This is a genomic window from Clostridium sp. CAG:265 (assembly GCF_000436575.1).
Taxonomy (GTDB): Bacteria; Bacillota; Clostridia; order Clostridiales; family Clostridiaceae; genus Clostridium; species Clostridium lentum.
The window spans coordinates 100,391-122,997 of sequence record NZ_FR886611.1; the positions used below are offsets into that span (position 1 = coordinate 100,391).

The window sequence follows — 22,607 nt, forward strand, 5'->3', positions numbered from 1 at the left end:
TTATGGGAGGTAAAAGTATGAATTTTACATTGACTAAGGAGCAAGAATTAGTTAGGCAAATGGTTAGAGATTTTGCAGTTAATGAAGTTAAACCAATAGCTGCTGAAATAGATGTAACAGAAAGATTTCCAATGGAAAACGTTAAGAAAATGGGAGAGTTAGGAATGATGGGAATTCCTTTCCCTACTGAATTTGGTGGAGCTGGTGGTGATGTATTATCTTATATCCTAGCAGTGGAAGAGCTATCAAAAGTTTGTGCTACTACAGGAGTTATTCTTTCAGCACATACATCACTTTGTGCTTCATTAATAAATGAAAATGGTACTCCTGAACAAAAAGAAAAATATTTAAGAGACTTATGTACAGGAAATAAGATTGGTGCATTTGGACTTACTGAACCAGGAGCAGGTACAGATGCAGCAGGACAACAAACTACAGCAGTATTAGATGGAGATAACTATATATTAAATGGTTCTAAGATATTTATCACTAATGGGGGCGTAGCTGATACATTTATCGTATTTGCAATGACTGATAAATCAAAGGGTACTAAGGGAATATCAGCATTTATTGTTGAAAAAGGCTTCCTAGGATTCTCAATAGGAAAGAAAGAAGACAAGCTTGGTATAAGAGCATCTTCTACTACAGAGCTTATATTTGAAAACTGTGTAGTTCCAAAGGAAAATTTAATTGGTAGAGAAGGAAAAGGTTTTGGTATAGCAATGAAAACTCTTGATGGAGGAAGAATTGGTATAGCTGCTCAAGCATTAGGAATTGCAGAAGGTGCTTTAGAGGAAGCTATTAAATATATGAAGGAAAGAAAACAATTTGGTAGACCTATATCAGCATTTCAAGGATTACAATGGATGGTTGCTGAAATGAGCACAAAAATTGAAGCTGCTAGATTCTTAGTATATAAAGCTGCATGGTTAAAAGAAAATAAACAACCATATTCAGTAGATGCTGCTAGAGCAAAATTATATGCAGCAGAGGTAGCTATGGATGTTACAACTAAGGCTGTTCAATTATTTGGTGGATATGGATATACTAAGGAATATCCAATGGAAAGAATGATGAGAGATGCTAAGATTACTGAAATTTATGAAGGAACTTCTGAAGTTCAAAAGATGGTTATTTCAGGAAGCTTATTAAAGTAATTAAGGGAGGCTTAAAATAATGAATATAGTAGTTTGTTTAAAACAAGTTCCAGATACAACTGTTGTTAAAATAGATCAAAAAACAGGAACATTAATTAGAGAAGGTGTTCCTTCAATAATAAATCCAGAAGATAAGCATGCCTTAGAAGCTGCACTATGCTTAAAAGAAAGTCATGGAGGAAAAATTACAGTAATAAGTATGGGACCTCTTCAAGCAAAGGATGCTTTAAGAGAAGCTTTATGTATGGGTGCAGATGAGGCAATATTAATTACAGATAGAGCTTTTGGTGGAGCTGATACATTAGCTACATCAAGAACAATAGCATCAGCCATAAGAAATTTAGATTATGATGTTATATTTGGAGGTAGACAAGCTATTGATGGTGATACAGCACAAGTTGGTCCTGAAATTGCTGAACATTTAGAAATACCTCAAGTAACATATGTACAAGATGTTAAAGTAGAAAGTGATGGATTATTAGTTAATAGAGCATTAGAAGATGGATATGAAATAATTAAGGTTAAAACTCCAGTACTTTTAACTGCTATAGCTGAATTAAACCATCCTAGATATATGAATGTTGGAAGGATATTTGCCACTAAGGATAAAGAAATAACTGTATTTACAGCAAATGATCTTGATATTGATGCATCACAAATAGGATTAAAGGGATCTCCAACTAAAGTTAAGAAATCTATGACTAAAGAAGCTAAAGGTGCTGGAGAAGTGGTAAAGGAAAGTGCACCAGAAGCAGTTTCATATGTTTTAGGTAAATTAAAGGAAAAGCATTATATCTAGGATTGCTTAAGGGAGGAATTGAAAAATGAATATAGCAGATTATAAAGGTATTTGGGTTTTTGCTGAACAAAGAGAAGGTAAATTACAAAAAGTTTCTTTAGAGTTATTAGGAGAGGGAAAGAGACTTGCAAATGAATTAGGAGTTAAGCTTACAGCAATATTATTAGGAAATAATGTAGAAGGATTAGCATCTACTTTAGGAGAACATGGTGCTGACGAAGTACTTGTGGCTGAAAGTCCAGAATTAGAACATTATACAACTGATGGCTATACAAAAGTAATTTGTGATTTGGCAAATGAAAGAAAGCCAGGAATTATATTTATTGGGGCTACATTTATTGGAAGAGATTTAGGGCCAAGAGTAGCTGCAAGATTATCAACAGGGTTAACTGCTGACTGTACTTCATTAGCAGTAGAAGTTAGTAATGGTGCTTTATTAGCTACTAGACCAGCTTTTGGTGGTAACTTAATGGCTACAATTGCATGCCCAGATCATAGACCTCAAATGGCTACTGTAAGACCAGGGGTTTTTGCTAAATCTACTGAAAAGAATACTGAATTCGTTGTGAAAAATGTTAAAGTTCAAATAGAACCTTCAGATATAAGAACTCAAGTTTTAGAAATAGTTAAAGCTAATAAAGAAATAATTGATATCGGTGAAGCTAAGGTAATAGTTTCAGGGGGAAGAGGAGTAGGTTCTGAAGAAAATTTTGGATTATTAAAACAGTTAGCTGATATTTTAGGTGGTGTTGTGGCTGGATCTAGAGCAGCTGTTGAAAAAGGATGGATAGATGCAGCATATCAAGTTGGACAAACAGGAAAAACTGTTAAACCTATAATATATGTAGCTTGTGGTATTTCAGGAGCTATTCAACATGTTGCTGGTATGCAAGATTCAGATATGATTATAGCAATTAATAAAGATGAAACAGCTCCAATTATGAATGTTGCTGACTATGGAATAGTTGGAGATTTAAATAAAGTAATACCAGAAATGATTACTCAATTAAAAGAAATTCAAGAAGCGTAAAAATTAAAAATGAAGAAAAAACTAGTTTAGAATTTTATCAATAATTTTTCATTATTCATTAAAAGTTATGGAGGGGAATTGAATGGAAAAGATTTTTGTTTTAGGTGCTGGAACTATGGGAGCCGGAATAGTTCAAGCTTTTGCTCAAAAAGGTTATGAAGTTATTGTAAGAGATATAAAAGATGAATTTGTTGAAAGAGGATTATCTGGAATTAATAAAAACTTAAGTAAATTAGTTGCTAAAGGAAAAATGGATGAAGCTACAAAGGAAGTAGTTCTTTCAAGAATATCAGGAACAACTGATATGAACTTAGCAGCAGATTGTGATTTAGTTGTAGAAGCAGCAATAGAAAATATGGAAATTAAAAAATCTATATTTGCAGAATTAGATGGTATTTGTAAGGAAAGCACAATATTAGCTTCCAATACATCTTCTTTATCAATAACTGAAGTGGCTTCAGCTACTAAGAGACCTGATAAAGTTATTGGAATGCACTTCTTCAATCCAGCTCCAGTAATGAAACTTGTTGAAGTTATTAGAGGAATAGCTACATCAGATGAAACTTTTAATACTGTAAAGGAATTATCAGAAGCTATAGGAAAGAATCCAGTTGAAGTTGCAGAAGCTCCAGGATTTGTTGTTAATAGAATACTTATTCCAATGATTAATGAAGCATCATTTATCCTTCAAGAAGGAATTGCTTCAGCAGAAGATATAGACACAGCTATGAAATATGGTGCAAATCACCCAATGGGGCCTTTAGCACTAGGAGATTTAGTTGGTCTTGATGTATGCTTAGCTATTATGGATGTATTATATAAAGAAACAGGAGATACAAAATATAGAGCAAGTAATATATTAAGAAAATATGTTAGAGCTGGTTGGCTTGGAAGAAAGAGCGGAAGAGGATTCTTTAATTATCAATAATAATTAAGAATTAAAAATTAATGAGGGGTTTCCTTAAGGGGAAATTCCTTTTTATATTTTAAAGAAACTCTATGAGTTTTCTACTTAATTATCAATTAGCAGCATTTTTTATATCTCTATTTTTGATACTTTTATTTTTTTACGTTATAATATAAGAAATAATTATTGTTAATAGATAATTGTATTATTTATAGCTTATAAAAGTTGTTGAGTAATAATCAAGATATTAGTTAAAGATAAAATATAAATAATAGAGCAAAGGATGAGGTGTTTTATGGATTATAGAGAAATAATAGAGTCAAATGATTCAGTGATAATAAAAGGTGTTAAGAATTTTAACATTAAACAAATATTGGAATGTGGACAGTGCTTTAGATGGCAGAGAGTTACTGATACTGATTATATAGTTGTGTCTAATAGGAGAGTAATAGAGATTACTCAAGAAGATGATCAGGTAATAATTCACAATACTAATATGGATGACTTCAAAAATATATGGGAAAATTATTTTGATTTAAATACAGAGTATGGACCATTAAAAGAAGAGTTAAGTAAGGATGACTTATTAAAACAAGCTATAGAATTTGGTTATGGAATAAGATTATTAAACCAAGATCCTTTTGAAATGGTAATCAGTTTTATTATTTCAGCAAGAAACAGTATTCCTTCAATAATGAAGACTATTAAGAAAATTTCAGAAAAGTTTGGTGATAAGATAGAGTATAAAGGTGAAGTGTATCATGCTTTTCCAACACCAGAACAATTAAAGAAAGCAACCCTTGAAGATATACAAGAAACAGGAGCATCTTTCAGAAGTAAATACATAATTGATACAATTTATAATATAAATAGGGCTTTAGAAGCAAAGAAATCAGGAAAGTTAACTGATGAATTAAAGATGTATGATTTAGAGTATATAATGTCACTTCCAACAGATGAATGTCATATTGCATTACAAGCTTTTAAAGGAGTAGGTGCTAAGGTGGCAGATTGCATCATGCTTTTCTCTATGGGGAAAAAGTCTGCTTTCCCAGTAGATGTATGGATTAAGAGAGCAATGATTCATTTCTATGTTGCACCAGATGTTTCATTAAATAAGATAAGAGTATTTGGTAGAGAGAAATTTGGTGAACTTTCAGGTTTAGCGCAACAATATTTATTCTATTATGCAAGAGAAAATAGTATTAATGTATAATTGGTAAAAATAGTCAATATATTTAGTGTATTGACTATTTTTTATAGTTTTAAATTACATAATTATGAAAATATATAATAAATTAACAAAATGTAGTATAATATTATGTGGAGTATTGAGAAGGATTTGATAGGGGGAAAAGATATGTTTCAATTTGAAACTCAACTTAAAAAACTTAAGCATGAGGTTCTAACAGCGGTAGCAAAACTTGCTAAAGAAGATAGTGTAACTTTAAATAATATTGAAAAGATTCCATATGAAGTTATTAAAGGGAATAAGCCCACATATAGATGTTGTGTATATAAAGAAAGAGCTATAGTTTTAGAAAGAGCAAAGCTTGCATCAGGATGTTTAGCTGATGGAGATAAGGTTGAGTATAAGCTTGTTGATATAAGGCCAGATGAACAAATAATGTATGTTATTGAAGCAGCCTGCGATAGATGTCCAATTAATAAGTATAATGTAACAGATTCATGTAGAAATTGTATTGCTCATAGATGCAAAGAAGCATGTAATTTTGGTGCAATAAGCATTGTTAATGGAAAGGCATATATTAATCAAGAGCTATGTAGAGAATGTGGAATGTGTAAAAAAGCATGTTCATATGATGCTATATCGGAAGTTATGAGACCATGTAAGAGATCTTGTCCTACTGGAGCTTTGGATATTAATCCTGAAGATAGAAGAGCAATGATAAAAGAAGAAAAATGTGTAAATTGTGGAGCATGTATGACAGCATGTCCTTTTGGTGCTATTTCTGATAAGAGTTTGATAGTACCAGTGGCTAAGAGGTTAGGTAGAGGAAGAAGAATGTATGCCATAGTAGCACCAGCAATTACAGGACAATTTGGAGCAGCAATGAATTATGGTAAGATTAGAAATTCCATTAAAAAGCTTGGTTTTGTGGATATGATAGAAGCTGCTTTAGGAGCTGATGCAGTAACTGTTCATGAAAGCAATGAGTTTATTGAAAGAATGGAAAATGGTGATAAATATATGACTAATTCGTGCTGTCCTGGATTTTTAAGCTTTATTGAAAAGACAGTATCTACTGAAGTAGGAAAGATTTCAGGTACTGTATCACCGATGGTAGCAACAGCTAAATATGTAAAGGCACAAGATCCAGAAGCAAAAATAGTATTTATAGGACCATGTACAGCTAAAAAAGCAGAAGCTATTAGAAATGGTGTTGAAGGTGCTGTTGATTATGTACTTACTTTTGAAGAACTTTTAGCATTATATGCTGCCTTTGTAGTTAATCCATATGAATGTGAGGAAGATGATGTTACTGATGGTTCTGTATTTGGTAGAAACTTTGGTATGTCAGGAGGATTAACAGCAGCTATAGAAAATTACGTTAAAGATAGTGGAGCAACCATTGACTTCAAGCCAGTAAAAGTTTCAGGTTTAGAATGTAAGAAGACAATGACCATGGCCAAAGCAGGTAGACTTTCAGGTAATTTTATAGAAGGTATGATGTGTGAAGGTGGATGTATAAATGGAGCTGGAACAATAGTTACACCTGCTAAAGCTAAGGCAGCCTTTGTTAAGATAAATAATGGATCTCCTATAAAAGCAGTAATAAAAAATGAAAAGTTAGAAAAATTTAAAGACATTAATCTTGAGAGAAAAGTTATAGTAAATAAGTGATTTAGAAAATATAAATCTTATGATAGAAATATACATCAAAAGATTTACTTTAAATGTAAAAGATATAAAATTTTAAAAAATGAAGGAATGATAAGAAACATAGAGTAAATAAAATATAAATTTAAATATTAAGTTATATTTAACCATTAAAAGGCAATAATAAAAAAAGTAATATTTGAAAAGTAAGGAAAAAGGATATATTATAAAAATATAGATAGTAGCACTCTGAGATGGTGAGTGCTAACAAAAGTGATAGGAGGTATTTTTAAATGAATATTAGACCATTAGGAGATAGAGTTGTTATAAAGAAACTAGAGGCTGAATCAACTACAAAGAGTGGTATAGTTCTAACAGGTACAGCTAAAGAACAGCCACAAGAAGCTAAAGTTATGGCTGTAGGTCCAGGAGCTGTTGTAGATGGCAAAAGGGTAGAAATGGACGTAAAAGTTGGAGATAAGATTTTATATTCAAAATATGCAGGAACAGATGTAAAAGTTGCTGGAGAAGAATATATAATATTAAGACAAGATGATATATTAGCAATTGTTGAATAAAAAGGAGGATAATTATTATGGCTAAAATGATTGAATTTGGAGAAGAAGCAAGAAGAGCTATGCAATCTGGTGTTGATAAGCTAGCTAATACAGTAAAGGTTACATTAGGACCTAAAGGAAGAAATGTTATATTAGATAAGAAGTTTGGTTCACCATTAATCACAAATGATGGTGTATCTATAGCAAGAGAAATAGAATTAGAAGATCCATATGAAAATATGGGTGCACAATTAGTTAAGGAAGTGGCAACAAAGACTAATGATGTTGCTGGAGACGGTACTACTACTGCTACTCTTTTAGCACAAGCTATAATAAGAGAAGGACTTAAGAATGTTACAGCTGGTGCAAATCCAATACTTATAAGAAGTGGTATAAGAAAAGCTGTGGATGTGGCAGTTGAAGAAATAAAGAATATATCAAAGCCAGTAGCTGGTAAGGAAGATATTGCAAGAGTTGCAGCCATATCAGCAGCTGATGAAGAAATAGGAACTCTTATTTCTGATGCTATGGAGAAAGTAGGAAATGAAGGAGTTATCACTGTAGAAGAATCTAAATCTATGGGAACAGAATTAGATGTAGTAGAAGGTATGCAATTTGATAGAGGATATGTAAGTCCTTATATGGCAACTGATACTGAAAAGATGGAAGCATTACTTGATAACCCATTAATTTTAATAACTGATAAGAAGATTACTAACATACAAGAAATTTTACCAATACTTGAACAAATAGTTCAAAATGGTAGAAAACTTTTAATCATTGCAGAAGATGTTGAAGGTGAAGCAATGGCTACATTAGTAGTTAATAAGTTAAGGGGAACATTTAACTGTGTTGCTGTTAAGGCTCCTGGATTCGGTGATAGAAGAAAAGAAATGCTACAAGATATAGCAGTTTTAACAGGTGGAGAAGTTATATCAGAAGAATTAGGAAGAGATTTAAAGGAAGTAACTTTAGATATGCTTGGTCAAGCTGAAAGTGTAAAAGTTACTAAGGAAAATACTACAATAGTAAATGGAAAAGGTGAAAAATCACTTATTAAAGAAAGAATAAATCAAATAAAGACGCAAATCGAAGAAACATCTTCTGAATTTGACAAAGAAAAGCTTCAAGAAAGATTAGCAAAACTTTCAGGTGGAGTTGCAGTAATCAAAGTTGGAGCTGCTACAGAAACTGAATTAAAAGAAAGAAAGCTAAGAATCGAAGATGCTTTAGCAGCTACAAAAGCAGCTGTGGAAGAAGGAATTGTTCCAGGTGGTGGAACTGCTTATGTAAATGCAATTAATAAAGTAGCAGAATTAACTTCAGAAGTTGATGATACACAAGTAGGTATAAATATAATTGTTAAAGCTCTAGAAGAGCCAATGAGACAAATTGCTATAAATGCAGGACTTGAAGGTTCAGTAATCATTGAAAAAGTTAAATACAGTGAAGCAGGAATTGGATATGATGCATTAAATGATAAATATGTAAATATGCTTCAAGCAGGAATTGTTGATCCAACAAAGGTTACAAGATCAGCACTTCAAAATGCAGCATCAGTAGCATCTACATTCTTAACAACAGAAGCTGCTGTAGTAGATATTCCACAAAAGGAAGCTCCAGCACCAGCTCCAGGAATGGGAATGGATGGAATGTATTAATATAAAAAAACACCAAGCAAGTAAAATTGTTTGGTGTTTTTTTATATTTTCATTAAAGTTTTTATTTTTAATACATTATAAATTATTACTAAAATGTTAATAATTTTAATAATTATTATAAATATAAAGGAAGTGTTATATATTTGGAGATTATATTCATTGCAATTATTGGATTATGTATAGGTAGTTTTTTAAATGTATGTATTTATAGAATTCCACGAGAAGAATCCATTATATTTCCACCATCTCATTGCACCACTTGTAGCTATAAATTGCAGAGCTATGACTTAATTCCTCTTTTAAGTTATTTATTTTTAAAGGGGAGATGCAGAGGATGTGGAGAGAGGATATCTATTAAATATTCTCTTATTGAAATGCTCAATTCATTATTATATGTTCTTATATACTGTAATTATGGAAATTCAATTGATTCATTAAAAGGGTTTTTATTAAGTTCTCTTTTAATAGTTATTGCAGGTATTGATTTAAAAACACACTACATATATAAATCCACTACCATCTTTGGGATAGGAGCCTTTATCTTTATAGAGATAATAGATTTATTAATTTCATGGCAAATACCCTGGGAAAATTTATTAGCTGGAGCTTTAGGAGTAATAGTTATTGGAGCAATAGTATTTTTTACTGGAGGTATGGGAGAAGGTGATATTGAGATTGCTTTAATTATAGGATTATTTTTAGGTATTAAAGGGCTTATGCTTGCTTTGTTTATAGCATTTATTCTAGGAGGAATTATAGCTAGCATATTCTTGATATTAAAGTTTAAGGAAAGAAAAGCAGAAATAGCATTTGGTCCATACTTAGCTATAGGAGCAATTATTTCATTATTATATAGTACAGAAATAATTAACTGGTATATATCATTGATGAAAATATAGCATTTTTATTATATAATGAGGGAAGCTTTTATTAGCAACATTAGATTATAGGTATCATCAATGGTGGTAATTATAATAGGGTAAATTATGATATGTCAAAAGTGGAGAAAAATAGATTTGCTAGAGTTGTTTTAATGTTGACAATATAAAGTAAATACTCTATAATTAAAAAAAAAATCGCAAGGCAACAAACATTATGAAAACTTATATATACCCTGAATATGGCAGGGCGTTTCTACCGGAAACCATTAATTTCCGACTATAAGTAAGATTAAATGTCTTTATATCTTATAGAATAAGTTTAAGATTATTAGGCGTATTAACCTTACTTAAAGGTTAATATGCTTTTTTTTACAATTAAATAGATTATATTAGCAATTATTACATATTTTTATATATTTGGAGGGAATAACAATGGCTCAAATTATTAAAACTGCTTACACATTTGATGATGTGTTATTAGTACCAAACAAATCAGAAATTTTACCTAATGAAGTTAGTTTAAAAACTAAATTAACAAAGAAAATATCATTAAATATACCATTAATGAGTGCAAGTATGGATACTGTTACTGAATCTAAAATGGCTATAGCTATGGCAAGAGAAGGCGGAATTGGTATAATCCATAAGAACATGACTATAGAAGAACAAGCTATAGAAGTAGATAGAGTTAAGAGACAGGAAAATGGCGTAATTACTGATCCAATATTCTTAAATGAAGATAACACAGTAAGACAAGCATTAGAATTAATGGCTAAATATAGAATTTCAGGAGTTCCTGTAACAAGAGGAACTAAATTAGTTGGAATAATAACTAATAGAGATATAGTTTTTGAAACAAACTATGATAAGACACTTGATGAAGTAATGACAAAGAGCCCATTAATAACAGCAAAGGAAGGAACTACTTTAGAAGAAGCTTTAGAAATCTTAAAGAAGCATAAAATAGAAAAACTTCCTTTAATAGATGATGATAACAATTTAAAAGGATTAATTACTATAAAAGATATTGAAAAGGCAAAGGCATATCCTAATGCAGCAAAAGATAGTAAAGGAAGACTTTTATGTGGAGCTTCAGTAGGAATTACTAACGATATGATGGAAAGAGTTGAAGCCTTAGTAAAAGCAAAAGTAGATGTTATTACACTTGATACAGCGCATGGACATAGTAAAGGTGTTATTGAAGGTGTAAGAAAAATAAAGAGTGTTTATCCAGAACTTCAAATAATAGCAGGTAATATTGCTACAGCGGAAGCAGTAAGAGACTTAGTTGAAGCAGGAGCTGATTGTGTTAAAGTTGGTATAGGACCAGGATCAATTTGTACAACAAGAATAGTTGCTGGTGTAGGTGTTCCACAATTAACAGCAGTTATGGATTGTGTAGAAGAAGGAAGAAAATATGGTGTTCCGGTTATTGCTGATGGTGGATTAAAGTATTCAGGAGATATAGTTAAGGCTTTAGCAGCAGGGGCACAGGTTTGTATGATGGGTTCAATGCTAGCTGGATGTGAGGAATCTCCAGGAGAAACTGAAATATATCAAGGAAGAACATACAAAGTATATAGAGGTATGGGATCTTTAGCAGCTATGGAAAAAGGATCTAGTGATAGATATTTCCAAAATGGAACAAAGAAATTTGTACCAGAAGGCGTTGAAGGGAGAGTTGCTTATAAGGGACCAGTATCAGATACTATATTCCAATTATTAGGTGGAATAAAATCAGGTATGGGATATTTAGGAGCACCAACATTAGATAATTTATATGAAAATGCTAAATTTGTGGTTCAAACTGCTTCAGGTATAAGAGAAAGCCATCCACATGATATCAATATAACAAAAGAAGCTCCAAACTATAGCGTTAGAGAGTAATACTATAAAAGGACATTAGGAGGATTTCAATGAAGAAAGAATTAATACTAGTGCTTGACTTTGGTGGTCAGTATAATCAGTTAATAGCAAGAAGAGTCAGAGAATGTAATGTATATTGTGAGGTTCATCCGTATAATTTAAGTATAGAAAAAATAAGAGAAATGAATCCAAAGGGAATAATATTTACTGGTGGACCTAATAGTGTATACGGTGAAAACTCACCGCTATGTGATAAAGAAATATTTAATATTGGAATACCAGTGCTAGGAATATGCTATGGATCACAACTAATGGCTTATTTATTAGGAGGAAGTGTAGCAACTGCTCCAGTTAGTGAATATGGTAAAACAGAAGTTAGTGTGGATGCAAAATCAAAAATATTTGAAGGTGTACAAGACAAGACTATATGTTGGATGAGCCATACAGATTATATAGAAAAAGCTCCAGAAGATTTTAATATAGTAGGAAGTACTCCAGTATGTCCTGTGGCAGCTATGGAATGTGTAGAAAAGAACTTATATGCAGTTCAATTCCATCCTGAAGTTATGCATACTAAAGAAGGAACTAAGATGTTATCAAACTTTGTGTACAATATTTGTAATTGTGCTGGAGATTGGACAATGGATTCTTTTGTTGAAAAATCAATTGAAGAAATTCGTGAAAGAATTGGTAATGGTAAAGCACTATGTGCATTATCAGGTGGTGTTGATTCATCAGTAGCAGCAGTTCTTTTATCAAAAGCAATTGGTAAGCAATTAACATGTGTGTTTGTTGATCATGGTTTACTTCGTAAAGATGAAGGTGATGAAGTAGAAGCTATCTTTGGGCCAGAAGGACACTATGATTTAAACTTTATTAGAGTAAATGCACAAGATAGATTCTATGAAGCTCTTGCTGGAGTAGAAGATCCAGAAAGAAAGAGAAAAATTATTGGTGAAGAGTTCATTAGAGTATTTGAAGAAGAAGCTAAGAAAATAGGTATGGTAGATTTCTTAGTTCAAGGAACAATTTATCCAGATATAATTGAAAGTGGTCTTGGTGATTCAGCAGTGATAAAATCTCATCATAATGTTGGGGGGCTTCCTGATTATGTTGATTTTAAAGAAATAATTGAACCTTTAAGATTATTATTTAAGGATGAAGTAAGAAAAGCAGGATTAGAACTTGGTATACCTGAAAAATTAGTATATAGACAACCATTCCCAGGACCAGGATTAGGTATAAGAATAATTGGTGAAGTAACAGCTGAAAAGGTAAAGATAGTTCAAGAAGCTGATGCAATTTATAGAGAAGAAATTGCTAAGGCTGGTTTAGATAAAGAAATCGGGCAATACTTTGCAGCGTTAACTAATATGAGATCTGTAGGAGTTATGGGTGATGAAAGAACTTATGATTATGCAGTTGCACTTAGAGCAGTAACTACAAGTGATTTCATGACAGCAGAATCTGCTGATCTTCCATGGGAAGTACTTGGAAAAGTAACAACTAGAATAGTAAATGAAGTTAATGGAGTTAACCGTGTATTCTATGATTGCACAGGAAAACCACCAGCTACTATAGAATTTGAATAGTTGAAACTGAGCTGTAAAGCCTTTGTTTACAAGGGTTTTACAGCTTTTCCTTTAGAGGCAGTTCACTGAAATATCAAAACTGCTTTTTTATAAAGGTTGATTTTATTCTTTAAAAGAAATTGCTTAATTTTTTTTAAAATAAAGTAATAGTGTTTTACTTACAGTAAAAGAAATTACAGAACAAATAGCAGTTTCTATCAAAGCTTGTACACCAACCATAGATAATATTAATAAAAATGGATTAGTTAAACCAGTAGCTTGACTTAATCCTTGTATATAGTCAGTATTATAAAAAATTAGCATTAATAAGCTCATGTAAAAAAATGTGTTTAGCAAAGGAGCTGATATGCTACCAATTAAACAACGAAAATTATCATGTTTTGGTAGAAGTTTTTTTAGACCTAAGACAATAGCTCCAGTGGATAATCCCATTAAAATACGTCCACCTACAGTAACAATAAAGCTACCAATAATACTGGCTGAGAACATAGCTTGTGTCATCAAGCCAGTGCTGGAAAATCCTTTAGCAAAACTTATAAGACCAAAGACTAAACTAAGTATTAGTCCTTCAATTGGTCCTAAAACAATAGCTCCTACTGCTACTGGAATGGAAAGAAGAGAGGCTGCAATAAATCCTAATTGCAGATAACCAAGTGGAGTATAGCCCATAAGTAGTTCTAGTGCAATCAATAAGGCCAATTGGCACATACGACGCACGTCAAAATTTAATGTTTTCATATTTAAATTACCTCCTGCTGCTGTCTCCTATAAAGTGGAGTATAGCGCATATTTTTTGTAAATCAGTTTTTATTCTACAATTATCATTAATTTTTTTCAAGAAGTACGAGGATTTTAAAGCTATAAAGAAACAAAAAATCATTTGTTGTTGACTTGGACTAGACTCTAAATGCTATAATCTGAAAAAAGATGTAAGATGATTATGATAATTTTTTTTGTGAAATAAAAGATAAGTTTTACAGGAATTAAGATAAATGTAATAAATAATATAACTTATGTAATGTTTTTTATGATAAAATATTAAAGTTAAATCAATAAAAAAAGAAATAAGGAGTTAACTATGGACATTATATTAATTTTTAAGGCAATAATACTAGGTATTGTTGAAGGAATTACAGAATGGCTACCAGTAAGTAGTACAGGACATATGATTTTAGTTGATGAATTTATCAAACTTAATGTGTCACCTGCATTTAAAGAAATGTTCTTTGTAGTAATTCAATTAGGAGCTGTAATGGCTGTTGTAGTACTTTATTGGAAAAAGTTGTTTCCATTTTCAACAAGTGAAAAATTCTTAGTAAAAAAAGATACTTTTCAAATGTGGTTTAAAATTGTAGTTGCATGTATTCCAGCAGCAATAGTAGGAATATTATTTGATGATAAGATTGACGAACTATTTTATAATTATCAAACTGTTGCATTAGCATTAATTATTGTTGGTATTGCATTTATTATAGTTGAAAAGAAAAATAAAGGAAGAGTGTTTATGAAAACAAAGCTTTCTGATATTACATATAAGGATGCAGTTATTATTGGATTATTTCAACTTATTGCAGCAATTTTTCCAGGAACATCTCGTTCAGGTGCAACTATAGTTGGTGCAATAATATTTGGAGTTTCAAGAGGGTTAGCTACAGAATTTACTTTTTTCTTAGCGATACCAGTAATGTTTGGGGCAAGTTTACTAAAAATATTAAAATTTGGACTTACATTTACAGGAACTGAAATATCAGTATTATTAATTGGTATGATCGTAGCTTTTATAGTATCTATGATATCAATTAAATTCCTAACAGATTATGTTAAAAAGCATGATTTTACTGTTTTTGGATGGTATAGAATAATCTTAGGAATAATAGTTATATTATATTTTTTAGGAAAGACATTTATTTTTTAATATATATTTAAAAGTGTATATATGGAAATAACTTTCGATATTAGTTAATAAAAAGGAACTGTCACAATAGCGGATAAAAAATCTGTTAGCGATAGTTCCTTTTCTATATTTTTATAAAATTTAAGGAATATTTTATGATATATATAGACATTATTTAAAAATAGATTGAAGAAAAATTACAAATTAGTATAAAATAAATATGTGAAATAAGTTTAAAGAATTTTTTATATTTAAAAAGTTATGATAAAATCAAATAGGATAAGTTGGAAAAGGGGAAAAAAATGGACTTTAAAAAGAAAAAAAAAGATGGAGTTATATTTGCATTATTGATTGTTATAGTAATATCAGGAGCACTTATATTAGGCAGAGATAAAATATTTACTTCAGAGGTAGATAATAACATACACTTAGAAGATGAAAGCAATATAGTAACTGAAGGAGAGACTGAAAAAGCATCAGATAATAATGAAGAATTAGAAAAATTACTGAACATAAAAAATAATTCCTTAATGATGTTAGTAAATAGAAATAATACTTTAAGTTCAGATTATGTACCAGATGAACTTGTCTTAAGTGAAATAGACTTTGTAAGTTATATTGAAACAAGATATTTAGCAAAATCAACAGCTGAAGCTGCAAAAGCAATGTTTGAAGCAGCAAAGGAAGATGGCATAACTTTACTTGGAGCTTCAGGATATAGATCTTATGAGGTACAAGAGAGCCTTTATAATTCAAGAGTTGTAAATGAAGGACAAGAAGAAGCAGATAGGTATACAGCAAAACCAGGGCAAAGTGAACATCAGACAGGATTAGCTTTAGATATATTAAGTGAAGATTATCAAGATATGGATGATAATTTTGATTCTACAGAAGCTTATGCATGGCTTAAGGAAAATTGTTATAAATATGGCTTTATCCTTAGATATATGAAAGGAAAAGAGAATATAACAGGTTTTTTATATGAGCCATGGCATTATAGATATATAGGAAATAGTGAAGTGGCAAAAGAAATTATGGATAGGAATTTAACTTTTGAGCAATATATAGAAGAATTAGATGCAAAAATTCAAGAGCTAAGTTAAAGATATAAAGATTTTATTGTTAAAAATTTATACAAATAGATAAAATGTGTTATAATTAACTATGTTAATGATTTCACGATTCAATGGAGGTAAATAGATGAATAAAGGTTTAAGTTTAGATTTGTCAAAAGTAATGCCATATGCAGACTTTTCTGAAATAGAAAAGATGGAAGCTATGGTGAAATGCGCACATGAAACAGTTCATGAAGGAACTGGAGCAGGAAATGATTTTTTAGGATGGTTAGATTTACCTGTTAATTATGATAAGGCTGAATTTGATAGAATTAAAAAAGCAGCAGAAAAAATTAAGAGTGATTCAGATGTACTTGTAGTAATAGGTATTGGAGGATCATACTTAGGTGCTAGAGCAGCAATTGAAATGCTTAAAAATCATTTCTATAATGTTTTAGATAACAGTAAGAGAAACACTCCACAAGTATTCTTTGTTGGAAATAACATAAGTTCAACATATGTAGCTGATCTTTTAGAAGTAATTGAAGGAAAAGATATATCTGTTAACGTTATTTCAAAATCAGGAACAACTACTGAACCAGCTATAGCGTTTAGAATATTTAAAGACTATATGGAAAAGAAATATGGTGTTGAAGGTGCTAAATCTAGAATATATGCTACTACTGATAAAGCAAGAGGAGCATTAAAGAATTTAGCAGATACAATGGGATATGAAACTTTCGTTATTCCAGATGACGTAGGTGGAAGATTTTCAGTATTAACTGCAGTAGGATTATTACCAATTGCAGCAGCTGGAATTAACATAGATGATATGATGCAAGGTGCAGCAGATGCAAGAGAAAAGTATTCAAATCCTTCAATTAAGGAAAATGAATGTTATCAATATGCAGCTATGAGAAATGCTTTATATAATAAAGGTAAAAATATAGAAGTATTAGTTAACTATGAACCAGCTTTACATTACTTCAATGAATGGTGGAAGCAATTATATGGAGAATCAGAAGGAAAGGATCAAAAAGGTATTTTCCCAGCAGCAGTAGATTTCTCAACTGATTTACATTCTATGGGACAATTCATTCAAGATGGATCAAGAATAATGTTCGAAACAGTATTAAATGTTGAAAATCCACTTAAAGAAATTGTTCTAGAAGAAGCAGAAGTTGATACAGATGGATTAAACTTCTTAGCCGGAAAGACAATAGACTTTGTTAATAAGCAAGCATTTAAAGGAACTTTATTAGCTCATAATGATGGTGGAGTTCCAAATATGGTATTAAATATTCCAGAATTAAGCGCTTACTACTTTGGACAAATGGTTTACTTCTTTGAAAAAGCATGTGCAATAAGCGGATACTTATTAGGTGTTAATCCATTTGACCAACCAGGTGTTGAAGCATATAAGAAAAATATGTTTGCTTTACTTGGTAAACCAGGCTATGAAGAATTAAAAGCTGAATTAGAATCAAGATTAAAATAATATGACAATAATTGTAGATGGAGATGCCTGTTTAGGTATCTCCATTATTTTAATTAATATAGATGGAACTTAGAATAAACTATAGATAATAATGTATGGTTTATTCTTTTTTTACAGTTTATAGACAAATTTCAACTGTAAAATTAAAAAAAATTGCTGTATAATTACATTAGGGAAAATATGTAAAAGAGGGACTTGTTAGAGAGAGGTGCATGTATATGGGGGATATGTTAATAGAATTAAATAAAAAAAATGATTTATCTATAAATGAAGAAGTTGAAATATCAGTTTCATCTGAATTAAAAGATATAATAAATTATAAATTCATAGAAGGATATGATGGAGTATGGAACTCTATTCAGGATTATTCAGCAAAACAAAAATGTACATGGACTCCTAAGAATGTTGGAAGATATATGATTATGGTCTTAGGAGAAACTAAAGACTCTAGTAAGCCTTATTCTGAGAGGATAAACGTAGTAGTCAATGATAAGGTAAGGCTTATAAAGGATGTTCAGTTTGAAAAAAATAAGTTGCATATTGGAGATAAGATTAATATATCTGTACTATCTGATGAAGAACTATTATTATATAGATTTTGGATTAAGGGAGAAGTAGATTGGGAGCCTCTTAGAGATTATGGTACAGATAATTTATTTAGTTTTACAGCTAATAGTGCAGGACAAAAGGAAATATTGATTGAATGTAAAAGAGTAGATTCAGTAAATAATGTTGATGATTTTACTGTTATAAAATTAGAGGTAAAAGATATAGAAGAAGTAGAAATAACTGACTTTAAAACACTTACACCTAATATGATAGTGGGAGAAGAGCTTATATTTGTAGTGGAGGCTAATTATGATACTAAAAGGCCTTTGTTATATAAGTTTTTAAAGATATTACCAAATGGAAAAATAGTATGCATACAAGAATTTTCTTCTAAGAAAACAGTTGCTTTTAAGGAAAATAAAAGTGGTGAGTATAAGCTTTTATGTTATGTACGTGATATGCTCTCTAACAAAGAATATGATGATAGGGCAGTGATTTTATACAAAGTAAAACAGTATGAGCCTATAAAGATAAAAAGATTTGAGGCAGATATGTCATCTCCACAAAAGGCTAATATACAAATTAATTTAAATGTAAGAGTTATTGGAGGTAGAGAAGTTCTTTATAGATATATCATAGATGGGCCAATAGCTGATGATAGTGGATATATTAGAAGTAATAGTTATTTATGGACTCCAGAGGAAGAAGGTGAATATACAATAACCTTGAAAGTAAAAGATATTTCCTATAAGGGAGATTATGAAGATATAACTAAAATTCCATATATCATCAATGCAAGAGGTGAAAGACCAGTGAGGATAATAGATCTAAAATGTGATGGTGGAAAATATGTACTTAAGAATAATCCAGTAAATATAAAATGTAAAGCCTGTGGAGGTAGCAAAATTTTATACCAATTTAGGATTTTTAAAGATGGCAAACTAAGAGAAAGTATTGAATATGATAAAGGTAACTGGTTAAGCTTTATCCCTGATGAATGTGGTGAATACGAAATAGAAGTAAAGGCAAAGGATTTTTATTCAGCGAAAGAGTATGATTCAAGCATATCTACTGTTATTAAAGTACAAGACTTTATTCCAGCAGAAATAAAATATGTTTTATCAAATAGTAAGGAAATATATATTGTTAATGAGACTATAGATATAGAAGTAATAATGGAAAATACCAATAATTCATTAGTAAGGTTTGTTACTTCGATTAATGGACAAGAAGTTGAGGATACAGGTTATGTTGAAAGCAAACTTTTAAGGCTTAAGCCAAGATGCCAAGGTAAATACAATGTTAATATATTTGCTAAGAATGCTAAGTCATCTAAGGAGTATGATAGTAGGGAGTTATTTTCCATATATGTTCATGAAGTTATTCCAGTGAATGGAACTAAAGTTTTTGCATCTTCTGACGAAATAAAAGTAGGCAGGGATATTACCTTTGAAGCAGAATCTCAAGGGGGAAAAGATGTCTGCTATGAATTTTATATGATGAATAAAGGAAACTGGATTTTGGTGCAAGAGTATAGTAAAAAGAAATATTATAGCTTTATACCATTTGTTAGTGGAAAATATAAAATATTAGTTTTAAGCAAGAGTTTTTATAAGAAAGTTAATTATGAAGACTACGATATAATGGAATTTAATGTAGAAGAGTAATAAACATATACAAAGGAGAAGAAGTTATGGATATATCATCTGTAGAGCAATATATAGGATATACGGTAGCTAGTCAGTTAATGAAAGAGTCATTGGGGGATGGCATGGAGTATGAATTAGTATTTCAGGCATTGCTTGAACAAATGCAGAATAATAATGTATCATCAGAAGTAAGTGAAGAAGAAATTAAGGATATTATATCTAATTCATCTGTTAGTCTTGATTCGCTTCCTTTAATTAGAAATGGAGATAATATACCGTTATATGGAAATAAAAGTCTTACTTATAATTTAAGCGATTTATCATCTTTAGGTATAACAAGTAGTAATGATATAAGTGGTATTGATACAAGTTATTATGAAAATACTGATTTATCAGAAATATATGATACAGTAAATAAATATGCATCAATGTATGATGTTGACCCAGCATTAGTACTTGCAGTAATAAAAGCAGAATCTAATTTTGATGCAAATGCAACATCAGGTGCAGGAGCAATTGGACTTATGCAAGTTATGGATTTTAACTTAGAATCATTAGGTGTAGTTAATGGTTATGATATAGATGAAAATATAAGAGCTGGTGTAAGTATTCTTAAAGGTTATTTAGATGACTGTAATGGAGATATAGCTATGGCACTTATGGCTTATAATGCAGGACCAGGAACTATGATGAATAGAGGTGTAATTTCATCAGAACATCTTTATAAAATGCCTTTAGAAACACAAAACTATGTACCAAAAGTATTAACATACTATGATGAATATAATAGATAATTTATTAAAGTAGACAAACATATTTAGCTGTTTTAGTAGTTATTAGAATAAATTATGGAATATTTTTCAATAAAAAATTATAAAAATAATTATTGATATAAGTTTTTATAATTGGTATAATGAATAAAAATTATAGAAATTCGATAAAGAGAAAGAGTAAGTTATAGGATGTCCTACAGAGAGTTGGTGTATGCTGAAAGCCGATGTTCAAAATATAGCTGAAAATCATCTCCTAGAAGCAACGCAGAAAAGAAATGAGTAAGTGTTGACGTAGTCTTTCCACGTTACAGGATAAGCGTATTGATAGATGCGAGCAGAGTGCTATAAAAGATTAATATATAATTGATTTTTTATAGAATTAGGGTGGTAACACGGATGTAATCCGTCCCTTGAGTAATCAAGGGGCGGTTTTTTTATTTATTGAAAAACTATAATTAAGTAATATTAATAGGGGGAAAACAATATGAAAAAATTATCAAGAAAGGATCTATTATTTTTAGGACTAATGCTCTTCTCACTGTTTTTTGGAGCAGGAAATCTAATATTTCCACCATTTTTAGGACAATCAGCAGGAGATAAAGTATGGATTGCATTAGGGGCATTTTTAATTACAGCAGTAGGATTTCCAATATTAGGGGTTATTGCTGTAGCTAAAAGTGGAGGTTTAGAAAAATTAGCTAGAAGAGTAAATCCTCTTTTTGCGTCTGTATTTACAGTACTTATTTATTTATCTATTGGACCTTGCTTAGGAATTCCAAGAGCAGGAAGTTTACCATTTGAAATGGTGGTATCTCCATATTTACCAAGTCATATGTCAGAAACCATAGCTCGTTTATTATTTACTTTAGTATTCTTTTCAGTGGCATATTGGCTTTCATTATCGCCAACTAAGTTAGTTGATCGTATGGGAAAAGTATTAACACCAACATTATTAACTTTAATATTTGTAATTGTTATAGGAGCATTCTTTAAGCCATTAGGTTCATATGGTGAAGCAACAGGTGCATATGTAAATTCACCATTTGTTACAGGTTTCTTAGAAGGATACTTAACAATGGACACTATAGCAGCATTAAACTTTGGAATTGTTATTGCACTTGCTATTAAAACAAAAGGTGTTAAAGAAGAAAAAGCTGTAGTATCAACATCAATAAAAGCTGGATTTATTGCTGGTGGTTTACTTGTGTTAATTTATGCAGCCCTTGCACATTTAGGAGCAACTAGTGGAGGAAGATTTGGTGAAACAGCAAATGGAGCAGTTACATTAACAAATGTTACTACTTACTTATTTGGTAAACCAGGTGCAGTATTACTAGCAGTAATATTTACTCTTGCATGTTTAACAACAAGTGTAGGGTTAATTAGTTCTTGTAGTCAATATTTTGCAAGCTTATCTGATAAAATAAGTTATAAAGGATGGGTAAGAATTTTAGCTCTTTCAAGTATGATTCTTGCTAATATGGGATTAACAAAGATTTTATCTATTTCAGTTCCTGTTTTAGATATGATTTATCCAATAGCTATTATGCTAATTGTTTTAGCTATGGTTGATAAATTTATAAAAGGTAGCAGAATAGTGTATTCATTAACGATTTTATTTACAGGAGTAGTAAGTGTAATTTATGGATTAAAAGGTTTTGGTATAGAATTAGGTGATAAAATATTTGGTAATTTACCTCTTTATACTGAAGGTTTAGGTTGGTTAGTTCCAGCAATATTAGGTATAGTTCTTGGATTAATCATTAGTGCTATAAAAGAAAAATCACAAATAACAGAAGAAATTGTAAATGAATAAAAGTATAATTTAAAACAAAAGTGTTATAGAAGTAATAAACTTTACTTTTATAACACTTTTTTAAAGTACAGGAAAGTATAA

At 30.6% G+C, this 22,607-nt stretch carries 18 protein-coding genes, 1 riboswitch and 1 other annotated feature; of the genes, 17 read left to right on the top strand and 1 reads right to left on the bottom strand.

From position 1 onward, the window contains the following. Positions 1-17: 17 nt before the first annotated feature. The 11 genes from Q5O29_RS06035 (at position 18) to guaA (ending at position 13,292) form a co-directional block, all read left to right on the top strand. A complete protein-coding gene (locus Q5O29_RS06035; RefSeq protein ID WP_022212075.1) occupies positions 18-1,157 on the top strand; it encodes an acyl-CoA dehydrogenase in 1,140 nt (379 codons plus the stop codon). A gap of 19 nt (positions 1,158-1,176) precedes the next feature. Further along, positions 1,177-1,956, top strand: coding sequence for an electron transfer flavoprotein subunit beta/FixA family protein (locus tag Q5O29_RS06040; RefSeq protein ID WP_022212076.1), 780 nt, complete (start codon positions 1,177-1,179; stop codon positions 1,954-1,956). A gap of 25 nt (positions 1,957-1,981) precedes the next feature. Next, on the top strand, positions 1,982-2,986 hold the full coding sequence (locus tag Q5O29_RS06045; RefSeq protein ID WP_022212077.1) for an electron transfer flavoprotein subunit alpha/FixB family protein: 1,005 nt from the start codon (positions 1,982-1,984) through the stop codon (positions 2,984-2,986). Between the two features lie 82 nt (positions 2,987-3,068). Next, positions 3,069-3,914, top strand: coding sequence for a 3-hydroxybutyryl-CoA dehydrogenase (locus Q5O29_RS06050; RefSeq protein ID WP_022212078.1), 846 nt, complete (start codon positions 3,069-3,071; stop codon positions 3,912-3,914). Positions 3,915-4,188: 274 nt separating this feature from the next. Next, the gene (locus tag Q5O29_RS06055) at positions 4,189-5,109 is read left to right on the top strand and encodes a DNA-3-methyladenine glycosylase (protein WP_022212079.1); all 921 of its coding nucleotides are present in this window, start codon (positions 4,189-4,191) and stop codon (positions 5,107-5,109) included. Between the two features lie 144 nt (positions 5,110-5,253). Then, positions 5,254-6,759, top strand: a complete 1,506-nt coding sequence (locus Q5O29_RS06060; protein WP_022212080.1) for a 4Fe-4S dicluster domain-containing protein — start codon at positions 5,254-5,256, stop codon at positions 6,757-6,759. A gap of 269 nt (positions 6,760-7,028) precedes the next feature. Further along, positions 7,029-7,313, top strand: coding sequence for a co-chaperone GroES (gene groES, locus Q5O29_RS06065; RefSeq protein WP_022212081.1), 285 nt, complete (start codon positions 7,029-7,031; stop codon positions 7,311-7,313). Between the two features lie 17 nt (positions 7,314-7,330). After that, a complete protein-coding gene (groL, locus tag Q5O29_RS06070) occupies positions 7,331-8,953 on the top strand; it encodes a chaperonin GroEL (RefSeq protein WP_022212082.1) in 1,623 nt (540 codons plus the stop codon). A 143-nt stretch (positions 8,954-9,096) separates the two neighbouring features. Next, on the top strand, positions 9,097-9,852 hold the full coding sequence (locus Q5O29_RS06075) for an A24 family peptidase (protein WP_022212083.1): 756 nt from the start codon (positions 9,097-9,099) through the stop codon (positions 9,850-9,852). Positions 9,853-10,036: 184 nt separating this feature from the next. Continuing rightward, positions 10,037-10,134: riboswitch (purine riboswitch) on the top strand. A gap of 132 nt (positions 10,135-10,266) precedes the next feature. Beyond that, the gene (gene guaB, locus Q5O29_RS06080; protein ID WP_022212084.1) at positions 10,267-11,721 is read left to right on the top strand and encodes an IMP dehydrogenase; all 1,455 of its coding nucleotides are present in this window, start codon (positions 10,267-10,269) and stop codon (positions 11,719-11,721) included. Positions 11,722-11,750: 29 nt separating this feature from the next. Next, positions 11,751-13,292: a glutamine-hydrolyzing GMP synthase gene (gene guaA, locus Q5O29_RS06085; protein WP_022212085.1), complete on the top strand. Its 1,542-nt coding sequence runs from the start codon at positions 11,751-11,753 to the stop codon at positions 13,290-13,292. A 123-nt stretch (positions 13,293-13,415) separates the two neighbouring features. On the opposite strand, the gene Q5O29_RS06090 is transcribed toward guaA, so the two are convergent. Next, positions 13,416-14,030: an ECF transporter S component gene (locus Q5O29_RS06090; RefSeq protein WP_022212086.1), complete on the bottom strand. Its 615-nt coding sequence runs from the start codon at positions 14,028-14,030 to the stop codon at positions 13,416-13,418. A 340-nt stretch (positions 14,031-14,370) separates the two neighbouring features. Between Q5O29_RS06090 and Q5O29_RS06095 the strand changes: the two genes are divergently transcribed. The 6 genes from Q5O29_RS06095 (at position 14,371) to brnQ (ending at position 22,526) form a co-directional block, all read left to right on the top strand. Next, entirely contained in the window at positions 14,371-15,207 is an 837-nt protein-coding gene (locus Q5O29_RS06095) for an undecaprenyl-diphosphate phosphatase (RefSeq protein ID WP_022212087.1), read from the top strand. Between the two features lie 281 nt (positions 15,208-15,488). Then, complete coding sequence (locus Q5O29_RS06100; protein ID WP_022212088.1) at positions 15,489-16,289, top strand: M15 family metallopeptidase; 801 nt, start codon at positions 15,489-15,491, stop codon at positions 16,287-16,289. A 97-nt stretch (positions 16,290-16,386) separates the two neighbouring features. After that, positions 16,387-17,739, top strand: a complete 1,353-nt coding sequence (locus Q5O29_RS06105) for a glucose-6-phosphate isomerase (RefSeq protein ID WP_022212089.1) — start codon at positions 16,387-16,389, stop codon at positions 17,737-17,739. 218 nt (positions 17,740-17,957) lie between these two features. Continuing rightward, positions 17,958-19,955: a triple tyrosine motif-containing protein gene (locus Q5O29_RS06110; RefSeq protein WP_022212090.1), complete on the top strand. Its 1,998-nt coding sequence runs from the start codon at positions 17,958-17,960 to the stop codon at positions 19,953-19,955. A 26-nt stretch (positions 19,956-19,981) separates the two neighbouring features. After that, complete coding sequence (locus Q5O29_RS06115) at positions 19,982-20,731, top strand: lytic transglycosylase domain-containing protein (RefSeq protein ID WP_022212091.1); 750 nt, start codon at positions 19,982-19,984, stop codon at positions 20,729-20,731. A gap of 134 nt (positions 20,732-20,865) precedes the next feature. Next, positions 20,866-21,124 (top strand) — a binding site (T-box leader). A 70-nt stretch (positions 21,125-21,194) separates the two neighbouring features. Further along, positions 21,195-22,526 carry a branched-chain amino acid transport system II carrier protein gene (brnQ, locus tag Q5O29_RS06120; RefSeq protein WP_022212092.1) on the top strand — a complete coding sequence of 444 codons (1,332 nt, stop codon included), beginning with the start codon at positions 21,195-21,197 and terminating at the stop codon, positions 22,524-22,526. Positions 22,527-22,607: the final 81 nt, after the last annotated feature.